Consider the following 18,800-nt stretch of genomic DNA (forward strand, 5'->3'; position numbering starts at 1 on the left):
GCGTACGGGCGGTGCGGTGCGCGGACGCGAAGACGGCGGTACGCAGCCGCGTACCGCCGTCGTTCCCAGGGGGAAGCGTTTGCTCAGCCGACGAGGCTGTCCCGCCAGGCCCGGTGCAGATCGGAGAACCGGCCCGTTCCCGCGATGAGTTCGGCCGGCGGGCCGTCCTCCACCACGCGGCCGGATTCCATCACGAGCACCCGGTCCGCGATCGCGACCGTCGACAGGCGGTGGGCGATCACGACCGCCGTACGGCCGTGCAGGACCGTCCGCATCGCCTCCTGGACGGCCCGCTCGCCCGGCACGTCGAGCGAGCTGGTCGCCTCGTCGAGGATCAGGACCGCCGGGTCCGCGAGCAACGCCCGGGCGAACGCCACCAGTTGGCGCTGACCTGCGGAGATCCGGCCGCCCCGCTTGCGTACATCCGTGTCGTAGCCGTCGGGGAGCGCCGTGATGAACTCATGCGCGCCGATCGCCTTCGCCGCCTGCTCGATCTCCTCGCGGGTGGCTTCGGGGCGGCCGATCGCGATGTTCTCGGCGATCGTGCCGGAGAACAGGAAGGCCTCCTGCGTGACCATCACGACGCCGCGGCGCAGCTCGGGGACCGCGAGCTCGCGCAGGTCGACGCCGTCCAGGAGCACCCGGCCCTGCGAGGGGTCGTAGAACCGGGCGAGCAGCTTCGCGAGCGTGGACTTGCCGGCGCCGGTCGAGCCGACGACCGCGACCGTCTGCCCGGCGGGCAGCGTGAGGTCGAAGCGCGGGAGGACCTCGCCGCCGGTGCGGTAGCGGAAGGCCACCGCCTCGAACGCGACCGTACGGCCGGGGTGTTCGGACTCCAGCGGCGGCAGCGTCCGCGGCTTCGCGGGCTCGGGTACGGAGGGCGTCTGGGCGAGCAGACCGGCGATCTTCTCCAGGGACGCGGCCGCCGACTGATAGGAGTTGAGGAACATCCCGAGCCGGTCGATCGGGTCGTACAGGCGGCGCAGATACAGCACGCAGGCCGCCAGGACACCGAGCGCGAGCCCGCCGCCCGCCACCCGGTACGCGCCCCACAGGACGATGCCCGCGACCGCCGTGTTGGCGACGAGGCGGGAGCCGACCACATAGCGCGCCATCTCGAGCAGGGCGTCGCCGTTGGTGCGCTCATGGCGGTGGTTGAGGACCGCGAACTCGTTGTCGTTGGCCTGCTCGCGGCGGAACGCACGGACCGGCCGGATCCCGTTCATCGTCTCCGCGAACTTCACGATCACCGCCGCGATCGTGGTCGACCGGCGGCGGAAGATCCGCCCCGCCCGCCGCTGGTAGAGCCGGATGAGCAGGTACAGCGGCACGAACGACGCCACCGCCACACCGCCGAGCCCCAGGTCGAGCCAGAGCAGCATCGCCGCGATGTAGACGAAGGACAGGATGACCGTGACGAGCTCCTGCAGGCCCTCGCTGAGCAGTTCGCGCAGGGACTCGACGTCGGTGGTCGAGCGCGAGATGAGCCGGCCGGACGTGTAGCGCTCGTGGAAGTCGACCGAAAGGGCCTGCGCGTGGCGGAAGATGCGGCCGCGCAGATCGAGCAGCACGTCCTGGTTCACCCGCGCCGAGGAGCGGATGAAGGCGTACTGCAGCGCCGCCGAGCCGAGCGAGCACACGGCGTACGCGGCGGCGATCGCGATCAGCGGACCGTGGTCGCCTCGGCGCAGGGCCGGTACGCCCCGGTCGATGGCGAAGGCCACGAGCAGCGGGCCCGCCTGCACCGCCGCCTGCTGGAGCAGCAGCAGCACGGCGGTGAACGCCACCCGCCCCCTGAGCGGCGCGAGCAGCGAGCGCAGCAGCGCTCCCGTCGCACCCTCGGGTGCGGGCAGGGCGTCCTGCGCGAAGGGATCGTCCGCCGGCGGTGCGGCGGCAGCGGCCGGCTTGTCGACGGTGGTGGTCAACGGTCCCCCTTGACGTACGAAAGATCCTCGGCGAACGCCGAGTCGGCGCTCTCGTCGGCCCCCGACATCAGCCACGCGTACTCCGCGCTGTCCCGCAGCAGTTCCTGATGCGTGCCCACCGCGGTGATCCGCCCGCCGGACAGGAGCGCCACCCGGTCCGCGAGCAGCACGGTCGACGGGCGGTGGGCGACGACCAGGGCGGTCGTCTCGGCGAGCACCTCGCGCAGCGCCGCCTCGACCAGCGCCTCGGTGTGCACGTCGAGCGCGGACAGCGGGTCGTCGAGGACGAGGAAGCGGGGCCGGCCCACCACCGCCCGTGCCAGCGCGAGGCGTTGGCGCTGACCGCCGGACAGGCTCAGGCCCTGCTCGCCGACCTGGGTGTCCACGCCGTGCGGCAGCCGGTGCACGAAGTCGGCCTGGGCGACGGCGAGTGCGCGGCGCAGATCGTCGGCCGTGGCGTGCTCGGCGCCCATCAGGACGTTGTCGCCGACGCTCGCCGAGAACAGGGTCGGCTCCTCGAAGGCCACGGCCACCAGCTCCCGCAGCCGCTCGCGCGGCATCGCGGTGATGTCCTCGCCGTCCAGGGTGATCCGCCCGCCGGTCGCTTCGTGCAGCCGCGGCACGAGCGCGGTGAGCGTGGTCTTGCCGCTGCCGGTCGCCCCGACGAGCGCCATGGTCTCGCCGGGGCGGATGTGCAGATCGATACGGTCGAGCGCGGGCGGCGCATCGGGCGCGGCGTCCGGATACCTGAACTCGACGTCCTCGAAACGGATTCCCTTGTCCGGGGAACTGCCCGGGACGGCCACGGCCACGTCCACGTCGGCGTCCGCATCCAGGGACTCCGGCTCCGCGTCGAGCACCTCGAAGTACCGCTCGGTCGCCGTCGCCGCCTCCTGGCTCATCGCGAGCAGGAAGCCGATCGACTCCACCGGCCAGCGCAGCGCGAGCGCGGTCGACAGGAACAGCACCAGCGTCCCGGCCGAGAGCCCGCCGTCCGCGACCTGCACCGTGCCGAGCACCAGAGCCGCCCCGATCGTCAGCTCGGGAAGGAGCACGATCACGGCCCAGATCGCGGCGAGCAGCCGGGCCTTGCCCAGCTCGGTGCCGCGCAGGGTGTGCGCCAGGTCGGTGAAGGCCTTCGCCTGCGAACGGTGCCGCCCGAAGCCCTTGATGATCCGGACGCCGAGCACGCTCTCCTCGACCACCGTGGTCAGATCGCCCACCTGGTCCTGCGCACGCCGGGCCACGGCCGCGTACCGCCGCTCGAACATCGAGCAGACGATCACCATCGGCACCACGGGCGCGAGCAGCACGAGCCCGAGCGTCCACTCCTGCGCGAGCAGAATGATCATGCCGACGAGGATCGTCACCCCGTTGACCAGCAGGAAGGTCAGGGGGAACGCCAGGAACATCCGCAGCAGCATCAGATCCGTCGTACCGCGCGAAAGCAGCTGCCCCGAGGCCCACTTGTCGTGGAAGGCGATCGGAAGCCGTTGCAGATGCCGGAACAGATCCGCCCGCATCGACGCCTCGACGCTCGCCAGCGGACGCGCCACCAGCCAGCGCCGCAGCCCGAAGAGCCCCGCCTCGGCGAGCCCGAGCAGCAGCAGATACAGCGCGCCGAGCCACACCCCGCCCGGGTCGCGGTCGGCGACCGGACCGTCCACCATCCATTTCAGGACGAGCGGGATGACAAGGCCCACACAGGACGCCACGATCGCCACAAAAGCCGCGGAGAACAGCCGAGTTCGGATCGGCCGGACATACGGCCACAGTCTCAGCAGGGAGCGGACGGCGGAGCGTTCGGGGGGATCGGCGGTGGCGGCTTCGGTGGCGGCAGGTGTAGTGGGCATCAGTACCGAGCCTAGGCTTCACCCCTGACATTCCCCTATCGGTTTTTAGTCGTACGACCGGGAGCAGGACCCGGTCGGCCACCTCGTGCCGCGGGCCCCTGCGAGACCGGTCGGACGACCCCCATCAACCGATCGGCTGATGCCGGCTCGAGCGCGACAGGCGATGTCCGCGAAGGCCCCGTAGGGGGACCGTGGAGCCATGCCCCTCATCGAAGTCGCAGACCTGCGCAAGGCCTACGGAGGCCGCCCCGCCGTCGACGGTGTGAGTTTCACCGTCGAGGAGGGCGAGATCTTCGGCATCCTCGGGCCCAACGGCGCGGGCAAGACCACCACCGTCGAATGCGTCGAGGGCCTGCGCGTGCCCGACTCCGGCCGGGTACGCGTCGCGGGCCTCGACCCGATCGCCGACCACGACAAGGTCACCCGGATCCTCGGCGCCCAGCTCCAGGAGAGCGAGCTGCAGGCCAAGCTCACCGTGCGCGAGGTCCTCGAGCTCTACAGCGCCTTCTACGAGCGCCCGGCCGACTGGCGTGCGCTCGCGGAACGCCTCGGCCTCACCGAGAAGCTCACCACCCGCTTCGCCAAGCTCAGCGGCGGCCAGAAGCAGCGCCTGTCCATCGCGCTCGCGCTCATCGGCAGCCCAAGGGTCGTGGTCCTCGACGAGCTGACCACCGGACTCGACCCGCGCGCCCGGCGCGACACCTGGCAGCTGATCGAGGAGATCCGCGCCTCCGGCGTCACGGTCCTGCTCGTCACCCACTTCATGGAGGAGGCCCAGCGCCTCTGCGACCGGATCGCCGTGATCGACCGGGGCCGGGTCGCGGCCCTCGACACCCCCTCGGGGCTGATCCGCCGCGCCTCGGGCTCGACGGTCATCTCCTTCACGCCGTCGCGCGCCCTCGACCCCGCCGACCTGGCCGGGCTCCCGGGCACCGCCTCGATCAGCACCGACGCACGCGACGGCCGGCTCACGGTGAACGGCACCGACGCGACCGTCAACGCCGTGATCACCCTGCTCGCCCGCCACCACATCACCGCCCACCAACTGCGCGTGTCCGACGCCACGTTGGACGATGCGTTCCTGGACCTCACCGAAACGGACAGCGCACCGTCCGGCACCGACCTGAAGGGAGCCTCCGCATGAGCGCCCTCACCCTCTCCCCGGCCACCGGCGCCGTGCTCAAGGCGGAGTTCACCCTCTTCCGCCGTGAACCCGGCTCCATCTTCTGGATCATGGTCTTCCCGACCGCCCTGTTCATGGTTCTCGGCTCCATCCCCACCTTCCGCGAGGTCGGCGAGGCCATCCCGGGCCTCAGGCTCGTCGACGTCTACGTACCGATCGCGATCCTCACCGCCCTGCTGATGGCCTGCCTCCAGGCCATGCCCCCGGTGATCACCGGTTACCGCGAGCGCGGCATCCTGCGCCGGATGTCCACCACCCCCGTACGCCCCGCGTCCGTGCTCACCGCGCAGATGGCGCTGCACGGCGTCGCGGCCCTGGTCTCCGCCGTCCTCTCGGTGCTCGTGGGCAAGCTCGTCTTCGACGTGGCGCTCCCACAGCAGTTCTTCGGATACGCGGTGGCCCTCGGCCTCTCCGTCACGGCGGCACTCTCCCTCGGGGCCCTGCTCTCGGCCGTCTCCCGTACGTCCAAGGCCGCCAACGCGGTGGGCGCCGCCGCCTTCTTCCCGATGATGTTCAGCGCGGGCCTGTGGATGCCGGTGCAGACCATGCCCGACGTCCTCGCCCGGATCATGGAGCTGCTCCCGTTCGGCGCGGCCGCCCAGGCGCTCGGCGAGGCCGCGGCCGGCGACTGGCCGAGCTGGTCCCACCTGGGCGTGCTCGCCCTGTGGTCGGTGCTGCTCACGGCCGCGGCGGCCCGCTGGTTCCGCTGGGAATGAGCGGGCGGCGATGATCCGCTGGGAACGACCGGGCGGCGATGATCCGCCGGGAACGACCGGGCGGCCGGGAAGGATGCGGGCTCGTGCACGAGACTGAGGACATGCGCGGCACCTGGTACGAGGCGATCACCCGGCGCTCCCCGAGAGAGCCGGTCCCTTCGCCGACCTCCTTGGACGCGGCCGCCGCGCACGACCGGGTCGAGGAGCGCTGGGAGCACCTCCTGCGCTGGGGCCCGTTCGTCCTGCTCGGCGTCTCCGTGCTCCTCACCTTCGGCAGCGCGGCCCAGCTCCTGCCCTCGGCCGCCGAGCGCTGGGCGGCCGGGGCCCTGTGCGCCGTCGCCCTGCTGCTCGAACTGTGGTGGTCCCGTGCGGGCCGCGGTCACAAGGCGCCCACCGCGACAAGCGCCGTGTACTACGCGATCCGCTGGGCGATCGCCTTCGCGCTGTCCTGGCTGAACCCGTTCGCGGCCTTCTACGCGGCGCTCGGCTACTTCGGCGCGGAACGGCTGCTGCCGCGCCGCTGGGTCACCGTGGGCCTGTTCGCCAGCGCGGTCACCATCGCCGGTTCGCAGTCCGGCGGTTTCCCGCCGCCGAACGGCGCCCGCTGGCTGCTGTTCGGCGCGATCCTCGCGGTGCATGTCGCGCTCTTCTGGGTCTTCGCCAAGCTCAACACGTACGAGGTGCAGCGCACGGAGGTGCAGCGCGCCACCATCGCCGAACTGGAGCGCACCAACGCCAGGCTCCAGCAGGCCCTCGACGAGAACGCCGCGCTGCACGCCCAACTCCTCGTCCAGGCAAGGGAAGCGGGCGTCGCCGACGAGCGCCGCCGGCTCGCCGCCGAGATCCACGACACCATCGCGCAGGGCCTGACCGGCATCATCGCCCAGCTCCAGGTCGTCGCGAACACCGACGACCGGGCCCTGGCGCACGAACACCTCGGCCGCGCCGCCGACCTCGCCCGCTCCAGCCTCGGCGAGGCCCGCCGCTCGGTGCACAACCTCGGACCCGCCGCCTTGCAGGACCAGGGCCTTGCGGAAGCCCTGAAGCAGACGGTGGCGGAGTGGTCCGCACGTACGGGCGTACGCGCGGAGTTCACCGTCACGGGCACCGCCGAGCCGCTGCACGACGAGATCGAGGGCACCCTCGTGCGGATCGCCCAGGAGGCCCTGTCCAACACGGCCCGGCACGCGGCCGCGACCCGGATCGGCGTCACGCTCTCGTACATGGACGACGAGGTGGCCCTGGACGTACGCGACGACGGCGCCGGCTTCGATCCCCTCACCCTTCCGCAGCGTTCCGGCGCGGGCGGCTTCGGCGTCGACGGGATGCGGGCCCGGGCCGAACGGGTCGCCGGCACCGTGGAGATCGAGTCCGAGCCGGGATTCGGCACGGCGGTCTCGGCGCGCGTACCCCTCGTACGCAAGGAAGATCGTCCCGTAGCGTTGGGCCACCATGACAAGGACTGACGCGACGATCACGCTGCTCATCGTGGACGACCACCCCGTCGTACGGGACGGCCTGCGCGGCATGTTCCACTCGGCGCCCGGGTTCGAGGTGCTCGGCGAGGCGTCGACCGGCGAGGAGGCCGTCACGCTGACCGGCCGACTCGACCCGGACGTGGTCCTGATGGACCTGCGGATGCCGGGCGGCGGGGGAGTGGCGGCGATCGCCGAGCTCGCACGGACCGGCGCCCGCGCCAAGGTCCTGGTCCTCACCACGTACGACACCGACTCCGACACGCTCCCCGCGATCGAGGCGGGCGCGACCGGCTATCTCCTCAAGGACGCCCCGCGCGACGAGCTGTTCACGGCGGTGCGCGCCGCCGCCGAGGGCCGCACGGTCCTCTCGCCCGCGGTCGCCTCCCGCCTGGTCTCCCGGGTGCGCACCCCCGCCCCGACACCCGGCGAGACCCCGCTCAGCGCCCGCGAGCGCGAGGTCCTGGTCCTGGTCGCGCGCGGCACCTCCAACCGGGAGATCGCCCGCGAGCTGTTCATCAGCGAGGCCACGGTCAAGACCCATCTCACCCATCTGTACGCCAAGTTGGGCGTCAAGGACCGCGCGGCCGCGGTCGCGGCGGGTTACGACCGGGGCATCCTGGGATGACCGCCACTCAGTCCGCCACCCGGTAGAGCAGCACGCAGCGGGGCGGCACCGTCACCACCGTCCCCGCCTCGTGGAGCGTGCCGGGGGCCTCCGCCTGGTCCTCGCTGTTGGTGTCCAGGACCAGTTCGTACGCGGTGGCCCACGGCGGACCCGGCAGCGTGAAGCTCACCGGACGGTCCCCGGCGTGCAGGACCACCAGGAAACTGTCGTCCGTCACCGGCGCCCCGCGCACATCGCGCCCGGGTATGTCGCGCCCGGACAGATACATCCCGAGCGTCGCGGCCGGCGCGTACCAGTCCCGCTCCGTCATCTCCGCGCCGTGCGCCGTGAACCAGGCCAGATCCCGCAGCCCGTCCGCCGAGTGCGCCCGCCCCGAGAAGAACGAGCGGCGACGGAGCACCGGGTGCTCGTGCCGCAGCCGGATCAGCCGCGAGGTCAGCTCGAACAGGGCCTTCCAGCCGGGCTGTTCGAGCAGTGACCAGTCCACCCAGCTGGTCTCGTTGTCCTGGCAGTACGCGTTGTTGTTCCCGCCCTGCGTACGCCCCAGCTCATCGCCCGCGACCAGCATCGGCACCCCGGTCGAGAGCAGCAGCGTCGTCAGCAGATTCCGCAGCTGCCTGCGCCGCAGCGCCTGGATCCGCTCCTCGTCGCTCTCGCCCTCGGCCCCGCAGTTCCAGGACCGGTTGTCGTCCGTGCCGTCCCGGTTGCCCTCACCGTTGGCCTCGTTGTGCTTGCGCTCGTAGCTCACGAGATCCCGCAGCGTGAACCCGTCGTGCGCGGTGATGAAGTTGACCGACGCGTACGGCCTGCGCCCGCCCCACGCGTACAGATCACTCGACCCGGAGAGCCGGTAGCCGAGATCCCGCACGTCCGGCAGCGCACCCCGCCAGAAATCCCGTACGGCACCCCGGTAACGGTCGTTCCACTCCGTCCACAGCGGCGGAAAGGACCCCACCTGATAGCCACCGGACCCCACATCCCACGGCTCGGCGATCAGCTTCACCCGCCGAAGCACCGGGTCCTGGGCGATCACCGCGAGGAAAGGCGACAGCATGTCGACATCGTGAAAGGAACGCGCGAGCGCGGCGGCCAGATCGAAACGGAAACCGTCCACGCCCATTTCCGTCACCCAGTACCGCAGGGAATCGGTGATCAGCCGCAGCACATGCGGCTGCACCACATGCAGGGTGTTCCCGCAGCCCGTGTAGTCCGCGTACCGGCGCGGATCGCCCTGCAGCCGGTAATAGCCCCGGTTGTCGATCCCGCGCAGCGAAAGCGTCGGCCCCAACTCGCCCGCTTCCGCCGTGTGGTTGTAGACCACGTCGAGGATGACCTCGATCCCGGCGTCGTGCAGCGACCGCACCATGTCCTTGAACTCGCCCACCTGCGCACCGGTCGTCGCACCGGCCGCATATCCCGCGTGCGGCGCGAAATACCCGATCGAGTTGTAACCCCAGTAATTCCTGAGGTCCCGCTTCAGCAGATGGTCCTCATGTGCGAACTGGTGCACCGGCAGCAACTCGACCGCCGTCACGCCGAGCCGTACGAGATGGTCGATCGCCGCCGGATGCCCGAGCCCCGCATACGTACCGCGCAATTCCTCCGGAATCCCGGGATGCCGCTTCGTGAACCCTTTCACGTGCAATTCGTAGATCACCGAATCCGCCCAGGGCGTCTTCGGCCGCCGGTCCTCGGCCCATTCGTCGGGCCCGTCGTCATGGACAACGATTCCCTTGGGCACGAAAGGCGCCGAATCACGGTCGTCGCGCACGGTGTCCGCGACGTGCTGCTCCGGCCAGTCCCGCATATGCCCGTACACCTCGGCCGCCCTGCCGTAGGTGCCGTAATCGCCGTCCACCGCCCGCGCGTACGGATCGAGCAGCAGCTTCGCCGGATTCCAGCGTGCGCCCGTCCATGGATCCCAGCGTCCGTCCACGCGGTAGCCGTAGCGCTGCCCCGGCTCGACCCCGGGCACGAACCCGTGCCAGATCTCATGGGTCAGCTCGGTCAGCGGACACCTCGTCTCGCGCCCCTGCTCGTCGAAGAGACACAGCTCCACCGCCTCCGCGCCGCCTGCCCACAGCGCGAAGTTGGTGCCTGTCACACCGTCGGGACCGGTCCGGAAGCGTGCGCCGAGCGGCGTCGGCGCCCCCGGCCAGACCGGCCGTGTGGGCAGCGGGCTCTCCCGTCCGCGCCGCGCGGTCCCGCGTACGCCGGTGCCGCCCAGCAGTTCGTCCGCCCGTGTCACCCTCTCCGCTGATTCCTGACGCGGTCCTTGTCGTGCCCCTTGCCGTGCCTCTTGCTCGGGTGCCCTCGACACCTGTCAGCCTCCCGCGGCTCAGCGGTACTCAGGGCGAGGCCACCCGACGGTCGCACGGCGTCCCGGCCGCGGTTCCGTCCGTACAGTCCTCGCTGTCTCCCCCCAGTTGTGCCCCCAACCGGCCCCGCACTCACGTTTCCCCAGGAGGGGGCGCGTCGTTGGGGACAACGTGAGACAAAACGACAGGGGCGCCGGCGCCGGCCGGGCCCGGCGCGCGGTGCAGGCCCTGACCGCCGCCGTGATCAGCATCGGTCTGCTCGCCGGGTGCTCGGCGGACGGTTTCCGGCTCGACGAGATGCTCGGCAAGGGCGAGACCGAACCGATCCGGGTGAGCCCGCAGCACGGTGAGCGAGGAGTACGGCCCGAAGAGGGCATCGAGGTCAAGGTGCCCAGCGGGCGCCTGGAGACCGTGAAGGTGGTCAAGTACCAGGACGCACAGGAGTTCCCGGTGCCCGGCCGGATCTCCGAGGACGGCCTGCGCTGGACCCCGGACGACCCCCGGCTCGCGCTCGCCGCGAAGTACGAGGTGGACGCGGTGGCCCTGGACGGCCACGGCCGCCGCTCGGCCCGGCACACGACCTTCACCACATACGTCCCCGACGAACGCTTCGTCGCGTACGTGAAGCCGGAGAACCGTTCCACCGTCGGCACCGGCATGATCGTGTCGCTCGACTTCAACCGCGAGGTGGAGAACCGGGCGGCCGTCGAGCGCGCGGTGAAGGTGACGGCCCAGCCGCCCACCGAGATCGTCGGCCACTGGTTCGGCACCGACCGCCTGGACTTCCGTCCCCGCGACTACTGGAAACCGGGTACGAAGGTCACGGTCGATCTGCATCTGCGCGACGTCGAGGCGGCGCCCGGCATCTACGGGCTCCAGCACAAGACCTTCGCCTTCACGGTCGGCCGCAGCCAGGTCTCCCTGGTGGACGCCGAGGAGCACACGATGGAGGTACGCAGGGACGGAGAGCTCCTGTCCAAGGTGCCGATCACGGCCGGGGCGCCCAAGACCACCACGTACAACGGGAAAATGGTCATCACCGAGATGCTCGAGGTGACCCGCATGAACGGCGCGACCGTGGGCTTCACGGACTCCGACGGCAAGGGCGAGTACGACATCAAGGACGTCCCGCACGCCATCCGCCTCACCACCTCCGGCACCTTCCTGCACGGCAACTACTGGGCCTCGTCCTCCACCTTCGGCCGGGACAACGTCAGCCACGGCTGCGTCGGCCTGCGCGACGTCAAGGGCGGCAGCGAGGAGACCCCGGCGGGCTGGTTCTTCGACCGCTCCCTGATCGGCGACGTCGTCGAGGTCACTGGCTCGAAGGACAAGACGGTCGCACCGGACAACGGGTTGGGCGGCTGGAACATGTCGTGGGCGAACTGGAAGAAGGGCTCGGCGTTGAAGTAGCCCCACTTTCAGCCCCTGCGGCGCTTGAGCAGATCTTTCAGCCTCTCCGGCGTTTGAGGAGATCCGATCGAAGTTCGGATGCCGGGGTCCGGGGCGAAGCCCCGGTTTCGGGAAGGGGCGGGGTGGGGGAAAGAAATCCCCACCCCGCCCCGCCAGTTGGGACGGAACAGTGACAACCCGAGTGAGCCACCCCACAAGCCCGTGTGATAACCCTTGCGCATAGGTGCGCGACGAGCGCGCGCGCAACCATGGGGTGCGGGCCTGACCAGGCCGTGCGAGGGGAGAACGACAGGTGAACGGGCGACCGATATCGGGGGCATCGGTTGATGCACGGCGACACCGCGGCAGGGGCCGGCTGGCCCTGATCACGGGCGCGCTGCTGCTCGCGGTCACCGCCTGCGGCGGCGGAGACGACGGCGGCGACAAGGACAAGAACAAGGCGGGCTCGGACAAGGCGAAGGCCAACACGCCCTCCGTCGCCGTGGTCGACATAGCCCCCAAGGACGGTGCCAAGGACGTCGCCACGAGCGGCGCCCTGAAGATCACCGCCGACAAGGGCAAGCTCACCGACGTCAAGGTCGAGGACACCAAGGGCAGGGAGATCCCCGGCGAGATAGCCAAGGACGGCGCCAGCTGGAAGCCGGAGAGCCACCTCGCCGCCTCCACGAAGTACAAGGTGCACGCCACGGCCAAGGACTCCGAAGGCCGTGCGTCCGCGAAGGACATCAGCTTCACGACCCTCACCCCGAAGAACACCTTCGTGGGTCACTTCACGCCCGAGAACGGCGACAAGGTCGGCGTGGGCATGCCGGTCTCGCTGAACTTCACGCGCGGCATCACCAAGCCCGACGCCGTCGAGGACGCCATCGAGGTCACCGCCGAACCCGCCGTCGAGATCCGGCACAAGTGGTACGGCAACGACCGCCTCGACTTCCGCCCCGAGGAGTACTGGAAGCCCGGTACCAAGGTCACCGTCAAGCTCAACCTCGACGGCGTGGAAGGCCGGCCGGACGTCTACGGCTCGCAGGTCAAGTCCATCACCTTCACCATCGGGCGCTCGCAGGTCTCCACGGTCGACGCCAAGTCCAAGAAGATGACGGTCGAGCGGGACGGCAAGGTCATCAAGACCATCCCGATCACCACCGGCGCCCCGGCCACCCCCTCGTGGAACGGCCAGATGGTCATCACCGAGAAGCACAAGGTGACCCGCATGAACGGCGCCACGGTCGGCTTCACCGACAGCGAGGGCGAGGGCGAGTACGACATCAAGGACGTGCCGCACGCGATGCGTCTGTCGTCCTCGGGCACGTTCATCCACGGCAACTACTGGGCGAGCTCCTCCACCTTCGGCTCCGCCAACGTCAGCCACGGCTGCGTCGGTCTGCGTGACGTCCGCGGCGGCTACGACGGCAAGACGCCCGCCGCCTGGTTCTACGACCAGTCGATGATCGGCGACGTGGTCACCATCAAGAACTCCAAGGACGACACCATCGAGTGGTTCAACGGCCTCAACGCCTGGAACCTGGCGTGGGACAAGTGGGAGAAGTAGACCTCGAATAGTCTCCCGCCCCTGACGTGACCGTGGGCCCGGTGCTGTGACCAACAGCACCGGGCCCACGTGCGTGAACGGCCGCTAACCTCCGTACATGACCGTCTCTCTCGAAGTCACCGCAGGTGTGGGCACCATCCGTCTGGACCGCCCGCCGATGAACGCTCTCGACGTCGCCACCCAGGACCGGCTCAAGGAGCTCGCCGACGAGGCCACCGCCCGTGACGACGTACGGGCCGTCGTGATCTACGGCGGCGAGAAGGTGTTCGCGGCCGGTGCGGACATCAAGGAGATGCAGGCGATGGACCACGCCGCGATGGTCCTGCGCGCCCGCGATCTGCAGGACGCGTTCACCGCCGTCGCCCGTATCCCCAAGCCCGTCGTCGCCGCCGTCACCGGCTATGCCCTCGGTGGCGGCTGCGAGCTGGCCCTGTGCGCCGACTACCGCATCGCCGCCGACAACGCCAAGCTCGGCCAGCCCGAGATCCTGCTCGGCCTGATCCCGGGCGCCGGCGGCACCCAGCGCCTCTCCCGCCTGATCGGCCCGTCCCGCGCCAAGGACCTGATCTTCACGGGCCGTATGGTCAAGTCGGACGAGGCGCTCCAACTCGGCCTGGTCGACCGCGTGGTGCCCGCCGCCGAGGTCTACGAGCAGGCGCACACCTGGGCCGCGAAGCTCGCCCAGGGACCGGCCATCGCGCTGCGCGCGGCGAAGGAGTCGGTCGACCGCGGCCTGGAGGCCGACATCGACACGGGTCTCGCCATCGAGCGCACCTGGTTCGCGGCCCTGTTCGCCACCGAGGACCGCGAGCGCGGGATGCGCAGCTTCGTCGAGGAGGGGCCGGGCAAGGCGAAGTTCGTCTGAGCGTCAAGTCACCGCGGGGCGCGCTGAGTTGACGCACAGGAGGGTGAGCGGTGACCGCCGCTCACCCTCACGCCCGGCTTATGTCAACCTTAAGAGCGCCTTAAGGCTGCCTTGGCCAGAACTCTGGGTGATCTCTTAGGAGCAGGGTGTCATCGCAGGTCACACCCGTCGCCATCGCACCTTAAGTGCCGTAGGCATATGCCGAATGCGCCCTGCGGAACCAACCATTCCGCGGTGTGACTTCTCGCGTAAGGGCTCCAACAGGCCCCGCCTGAGGCCATGATGGGGGCATGGCGGGGCTGGAGAGCAGCGAACAGACACGGCGACACGGCAGCGCGACCGTGTCCCGGTGGTCTCCTGCCGTAGAGGACGAACGGGCCCTGAAAGCACTGGAGTTGTTCGGGAACCCGACGGAGGACGAAGTCCCGCTGCCCTCCCGGCCCGAGTCCGCCGGCACCGCACGCCGGCTCGCCCAGATCGTCGTCCTGCGCCACTGGGGCCTTTCCCCTCAGGTGGCCGAGGCGGTCGTGCTGCTCGTCTCCGAACTCGTCGGAAATGCCGTACGGCACACCGGAGCCCGGGTGTTCGGCTTACGCATGCTGCGCCGGCGCGGCTGGATCCGGATCGAGGTCCGCGATCCCTCGCGCGGACTGCCCTGTCTGATGCCCGTCCATGAGATGGACACCAGCGGCCGCGGTCTCTTCCTTGTCGACAAGCTCTCCGACCGCTGGGGCGTGGATCTGCTGCCGCGCGGCAAGACCACCTGGTTCGAAATGCGCATCGCGGACCGCTGACCAGCCTTCCGTCCGGCCGACGGGCAACGGCGGATCGACCGCGGGTCAACCCGGCCGACATTCGATCAACCACCGGCCAACCCCCTGGGCATAACCCGCAGTTCCCCCCAGGTTCAGCCATCGCCTGCACGATGCGCCCATGCGAATCACCCGGCGCGCGGCCCGCGTCTCCCTGGCCGCCCTTCTCGTCTCGTCCCTCACCGCCGTGGCGGCCCCCGCCACGTCCGCCCCGTCCACGGGGCACAGCGATCGCGGACACGGCCAGGACATCGAGCTCCGCCATCTGTCGACGTTCACCTCGGCGGCCGCCGAGATCGTCGCGTACGACAAGAACTCGCGGCGCGCCTTCGTCACCGGCGCCGACACCCTCACGCTCGACATCGTCGACGTCCGCGCCCCCGAAGCCCCGCGCCGGGTGCGGACCGTCGACCTCTCCGCGTACGGGGACGGCGCGGTCACCAGCGTCGCCGCGTACGACGGGCTGATAGCCGTCGCCGTCGAGACCGCCGCAGCCGCCGAACGCGGCAAGGTCGTCCTGATGAGCCCCGACGGAGAGGTGCTGCGCGCCCTGCCCGCGGGTCACGGCCCCGACATGGTCACGTTCAGCAAGGACGGCGACGCCGTCCTGGTGGCCAACGAGGGCGAGCCCGGCGGCTACGCACCCGGCGACACCGACCCCGAAGGCAGTATCACCCTGGTCGACGTCTCGCGCGGCTGGTCGCGGGCGAGCACGAAGACCGCCGGCTTCCGCGCGTACAACCACCGCCGCCTCGACCCGAGCGTGCGCATCAGCGGGCCCGGCGCGAGCGTGGCGCAGGACCTGGAGCCGGAGTACATCACCGTCGACAAGCACTCCCGCAAGGCGTACGTGACGCTCCAGGAGAACAACGCCGTCGCCACCGTCGACCTGCGCACCGGCAAGGTCACCGACCTCGCGGGCCTCGGCCACAAGGACCACTCCGCGCCCGGCAGCGGCCTGGACACCAGTGACAAGGACGGCGCGATCAACATCGCCACGCGCCCGCTGCTCGGCGTCTACATGCCGGACGCGGCCGCCACGTTCGAGCGCCACGGCCGTACGTACTACGTGGTCGCGAACGAGGGCGACGCGCGCGAGTACGGCGATTACGAAGACCTCACCCGCCTCGCCGACCTCGACCCGGCGCTGCTGCCCGAGGGCTTCGATCCCGCACTGCTCGACGACAAGGAGATGGGCCGCCTCGACGTCCTCAACTCCACGCCCGCCAAGCCCGGCGGCCCGCTCTACGCGCCCGGCGGACGCTCGTTCTCGATCCGTGACACCGAAGGCCGTCTCGTCTGGGACAGCGGCGATCTCCTCGAGCAGCTCACCGCGAAGATCGACCCGGCGAACTTCAACGCCGAGGGCGAGGGCGACTGGGACAAGCGCAGCGACAACAAGGGCCCCGAGCCCGAGGGTCTGACGGTCGGCGAGATCGACGGCCGTACGTACGCCTTCGTCCTCCTGGAGCGCACCGGTGGAGTGATGACCTTCGACATCACGGACCCGCGCGCGCCGCGCTTCAAGGGCTGGACCCGAACCGCGGGCGACGCCTCGCCCGAGGGCGTCGGCTTCGTCCCCGCGGCCGCCTCGCCCACCCGTGAGCCGCTGCTGCTCGTCGCGAACGAGGGCAGCCAGACGACCTCGACGTACGAGATCCGCTGACACCAGCAGCACGCGGACATGCAGAAGCCCCCATCGCGCCGGGGGTGACGGCTTCTAGGGGGCTTCTGCGTGCACCGCGGATCTTCGGGGGGTGTGATCCGCGGTCGTATGGCGATTGCTCGGGTCAATGGGCATCGCGTGTCTCCGACTATGGCAGACGGGCGGTCTCCAAGCCAAAGGTCCTTACTCGGACAATCTCTGCCAAACATGAACGATTCGAAGATTAATCTTTGGTGATCTGGAGCACTGACCTTGTAAACAGCGGCTAAATAAGCGCTGTGCAAACGCTTCGGCGGCGAGGGAGGGTGGGCGAGGGTCCCGGGAGCGGCGACCCGCGACAGTCCCGAATTGGGTCAATCATTACCTTTTATGCGATAGCCCCTTTAAATGGGCGCCGTGACCACCGACCGCCGCGGTGCTCTGCGCGCCGCCGCCCTGCTCGCCCTCGCCGGCCCGCTCGCCACCGCCTGCTCGGCCGACGGGCCGGACCGCGCACGGGCGCCCGAGCCCCGGCCCTCGGCCCCGCCCCCGGCGCCCGGACCGCGCCGCTTCCCGGGCCTGCCCGCGCAGATCGAGCACGGCCCACGGACCAAGCCCCGCGTCGCGCTCACCTTCCACGGTCAAGGCGACCCGCAGATCGCCCGGCAGCTGCTCACCCAGGCCGAGAAGGCCGGCGCCCGCGTCACCGTGCTCGCCGTCGGCAGCTGGCTCGACCGCTATCCGGAGCTCGCCCGCCGCATCCTCGACGGCGGCCATGAACTGGGCAACCACACCCTGCGCCACCTCGACATCAACCAGCTCTCCGAGGCCGAGGCGTTCGCCGAGATCACCGGCTGCGCGGACCGCCTGCGCCGTCTGACCGGTTCGATCGGCAGCTGGTTCCGGCCCTCCCGTACGCAGCACGCGAGCCCGCTCGTACAGAAGCTGGCCCGCAGGGCCGGCTACCCGCACGTCCTGTCGTACGACACGGACTCCCTGGACTTCACCTCGCCCGGCGCCCAGGCCGTGGTCCGCAACAGCACCTCCACGGTGCGCGGCGGATCCGTGGTGAGTCTGCACTTCGGGTACGCGGACACGGTCGCCGCGCTCCCGGCCGTCCTGGAAGAACTCGCCCGCCGCGGACTGACCGCGGTGACCACCACGGAGCTGCTGACCTCATGAAACCCTTCGCCCGACCCCTCACGAAGAGGACCCGACTGCTGGCCTGCGGTGTGCTCGCCGCCTCCGTGGTCCTCGCGGCCTGCGGCTCGCCCGAGCAGTCCGTCCACGAGAAGTCCGCCGCGCAGCAGGCCGCGCTGAAGCCGGCCGGGCCCAAGCCGGTCTACGGGCTGCCCGGGATGCCGCCGGTGGAGAACCCCAAGGACATCTACGCGGCCAACCGGGCGGGCAACCTCTCGCCGTTCATGAAGACGGTCAAGGAACGGATCTACGTCCCGAACACCAACTCCAACACCGTCTCGGTCATCGACCCCGCCTCCTTCCAGGTCGTCGACACCATCGAGACCGGCACCCAGCCGCAGCACGTGGTGCCCTCCTGGGACATGAAGACCCTCTGGGTCAACAACAACCGCGGCCACACGCTCACCCCGCTCGACCCGCTGACCGCCAAGCGCAAGGCGCCAGACGTCGAGGTGCACGACCCGTACAACCTCTACTTCACGCCGAATGGCAAGAGCGCCATCGTGATGGCCTCGCTCGACCGCGAGATCGTCTTCCGCGATCCGCAGACGATGAAGCGCCAGCACACCGAGCCGGTGAGCTGCTACGGCGTGAACCACGCCGACTTCTCGCTGGACGGCCGCTACTTCATCGTGTCCTGCGAGTTCTCCGCCGAACTCCTCAAGGTCGACACCGAGAAGATGAAGGTCGTCGGCCAGATGAAGCTGCCCTTCGAGGGCGCGATGCCGCAGGACGTGAAGATCTCCCCGGACGGCAAGACCTTCTACATCGCCGACATGATGGCCCACGGCATGTGGGTCCTGGACGGCGAGAAGTTCACGACGCCGAAGCTGCTGCCCACCGGCAAGGGCTGCCACGGTCTCTACATCTCCCGCGACTCCAAGGAGATGTACGTCCCCAACCGCGGTGAGGGCTCGATCTCGGTCTTCGACTTCGCCAAGAACAAGCTCACCAAGAAGTGGTGGCTGCCCGACGGCGGCTCCCCGGACATGGGCGGTGTCTCGGCGGACGGCAACGTCCTGTGGCTGTCGGGCCGTTACGACAACGAGGTCTACGCCATCGACACGCACAGCGGCGTCCAGCTGGCCCGTATCCCGGTCGGCGGCGGTCCGCACGGCCTCGCGGTCTACCCGCAGCCGGGCCGCTACTCCCTCGGCCACACCGGAATCTTCCGCTGACCCTCGGTTGACCATTGAAGGTCCCGGAACCACCGGGCGC

At 70.2% G+C, this 18,800-nt stretch carries 14 protein-coding genes; 11 read left to right on the top strand and 3 right to left on the bottom strand.

What is annotated here, in order from left to right:
- Positions 1–83: 83 nt before the first annotated feature.
- On the bottom strand, positions 84–1,925 hold the full coding sequence (locus ABT367_RS04145) for an ABC transporter ATP-binding protein (RefSeq protein ID WP_352249358.1): 1,842 nt from the start codon (positions 1,923–1,925) through the stop codon (positions 84–86).
- Positions 1,922–3,778, bottom strand: a complete 1,857-nt coding sequence (locus ABT367_RS04150) for an ABC transporter ATP-binding protein (protein ID WP_352249360.1) — start codon at positions 3,776–3,778, stop codon at positions 1,922–1,924. The genes ABT367_RS04145 and ABT367_RS04150 overlap by 4 nt, the downstream gene beginning before the upstream one ends.
- Before the next feature lie 199 nt (positions 3,779–3,977).
- On the opposite strand from ABT367_RS04150, the gene ABT367_RS04155 reads away from it, so the two are divergent.
- The 4 genes from ABT367_RS04155 (at position 3,978) to ABT367_RS04170 (ending at position 7,780) form a co-directional block, all read left to right on the top strand.
- Positions 3,978–4,922 carry an ABC transporter ATP-binding protein gene (locus tag ABT367_RS04155; protein ID WP_352249361.1) on the top strand — a complete coding sequence of 315 codons (945 nt, stop codon included), beginning with the start codon at positions 3,978–3,980 and terminating at the stop codon, positions 4,920–4,922.
- Positions 4,919–5,677: an ABC transporter permease gene (locus ABT367_RS04160; protein WP_352249363.1), complete on the top strand. Its 759-nt coding sequence runs from the start codon at positions 4,919–4,921 to the stop codon at positions 5,675–5,677. The genes ABT367_RS04155 and ABT367_RS04160 overlap by 4 nt, the downstream gene beginning before the upstream one ends.
- 83 nt (positions 5,678–5,760) lie before the next feature.
- The gene (locus ABT367_RS04165; RefSeq protein WP_352249365.1) at positions 5,761–7,143 is read left to right on the top strand and encodes a sensor histidine kinase; all 1,383 of its coding nucleotides are present in this window, start codon (positions 5,761–5,763) and stop codon (positions 7,141–7,143) included.
- Entirely contained in the window at positions 7,130–7,780 is a 651-nt protein-coding gene (locus ABT367_RS04170; RefSeq protein ID WP_352249367.1) for a response regulator transcription factor, read from the top strand. The genes ABT367_RS04165 and ABT367_RS04170 overlap by 14 nt, the downstream gene beginning before the upstream one ends.
- Before the next feature lie 7 nt (positions 7,781–7,787).
- On the opposite strand, the gene glgX is transcribed toward ABT367_RS04170, so the two are convergent.
- Positions 7,788–10,100: a glycogen debranching protein GlgX gene (gene glgX / locus ABT367_RS04175; protein WP_434975395.1), complete on the bottom strand. Its 2,313-nt coding sequence runs from the start codon at positions 10,098–10,100 to the stop codon at positions 7,788–7,790.
- 169 nt (positions 10,101–10,269) lie between these two features.
- Between glgX and ABT367_RS04180 the strand changes: the two genes are divergently transcribed.
- From ABT367_RS04180 to ABT367_RS04210, 7 genes are all read left to right on the top strand, one after another.
- Positions 10,270–11,511 carry a L,D-transpeptidase gene (locus ABT367_RS04180; protein ID WP_352249369.1) on the top strand — a complete coding sequence of 414 codons (1,242 nt, stop codon included), beginning with the start codon at positions 10,270–10,272 and terminating at the stop codon, positions 11,509–11,511.
- A 292-nt stretch (positions 11,512–11,803) separates the two neighbouring features.
- Entirely contained in the window at positions 11,804–13,060 is a 1,257-nt protein-coding gene (locus ABT367_RS04185) for a L,D-transpeptidase (RefSeq protein ID WP_352249371.1), read from the top strand.
- Positions 13,061–13,157: 97 nt separating this feature from the next.
- Positions 13,158–13,925 carry an enoyl-CoA hydratase/isomerase family protein gene (locus ABT367_RS04190; RefSeq protein WP_352249373.1) on the top strand — a complete coding sequence of 256 codons (768 nt, stop codon included), beginning with the start codon at positions 13,158–13,160 and terminating at the stop codon, positions 13,923–13,925.
- A 290-nt stretch (positions 13,926–14,215) separates the two neighbouring features.
- Complete coding sequence (locus ABT367_RS04195; RefSeq protein ID WP_352249376.1) at positions 14,216–14,719, top strand: ATP-binding protein; 504 nt, start codon at positions 14,216–14,218, stop codon at positions 14,717–14,719.
- 139 nt (positions 14,720–14,858) lie between these two features.
- On the top strand, positions 14,859–16,403 hold the full coding sequence (locus ABT367_RS04200) for a choice-of-anchor I family protein (RefSeq protein ID WP_352249378.1): 1,545 nt from the start codon (positions 14,859–14,861) through the stop codon (positions 16,401–16,403).
- Between the two features lie 396 nt (positions 16,404–16,799).
- Entirely contained in the window at positions 16,800–17,564 is a 765-nt protein-coding gene (locus ABT367_RS04205) for a polysaccharide deacetylase family protein (protein WP_434975396.1), read from the top strand.
- The gene (locus tag ABT367_RS04210; RefSeq protein ID WP_352249382.1) at positions 17,561–18,760 is read left to right on the top strand and encodes a YncE family protein; all 1,200 of its coding nucleotides are present in this window, start codon (positions 17,561–17,563) and stop codon (positions 18,758–18,760) included. The genes ABT367_RS04205 and ABT367_RS04210 overlap by 4 nt, the downstream gene beginning before the upstream one ends.
- The last annotated feature ends 40 nt before the right edge of the window (positions 18,761–18,800 follow it).

Source organism: Streptomyces mesophilus, from assembly GCF_040300965.1.
Lineage (GTDB): Bacteria > Actinomycetota > Actinomycetes > Streptomycetales > Streptomycetaceae > Streptomyces > Streptomyces mesophilus_A.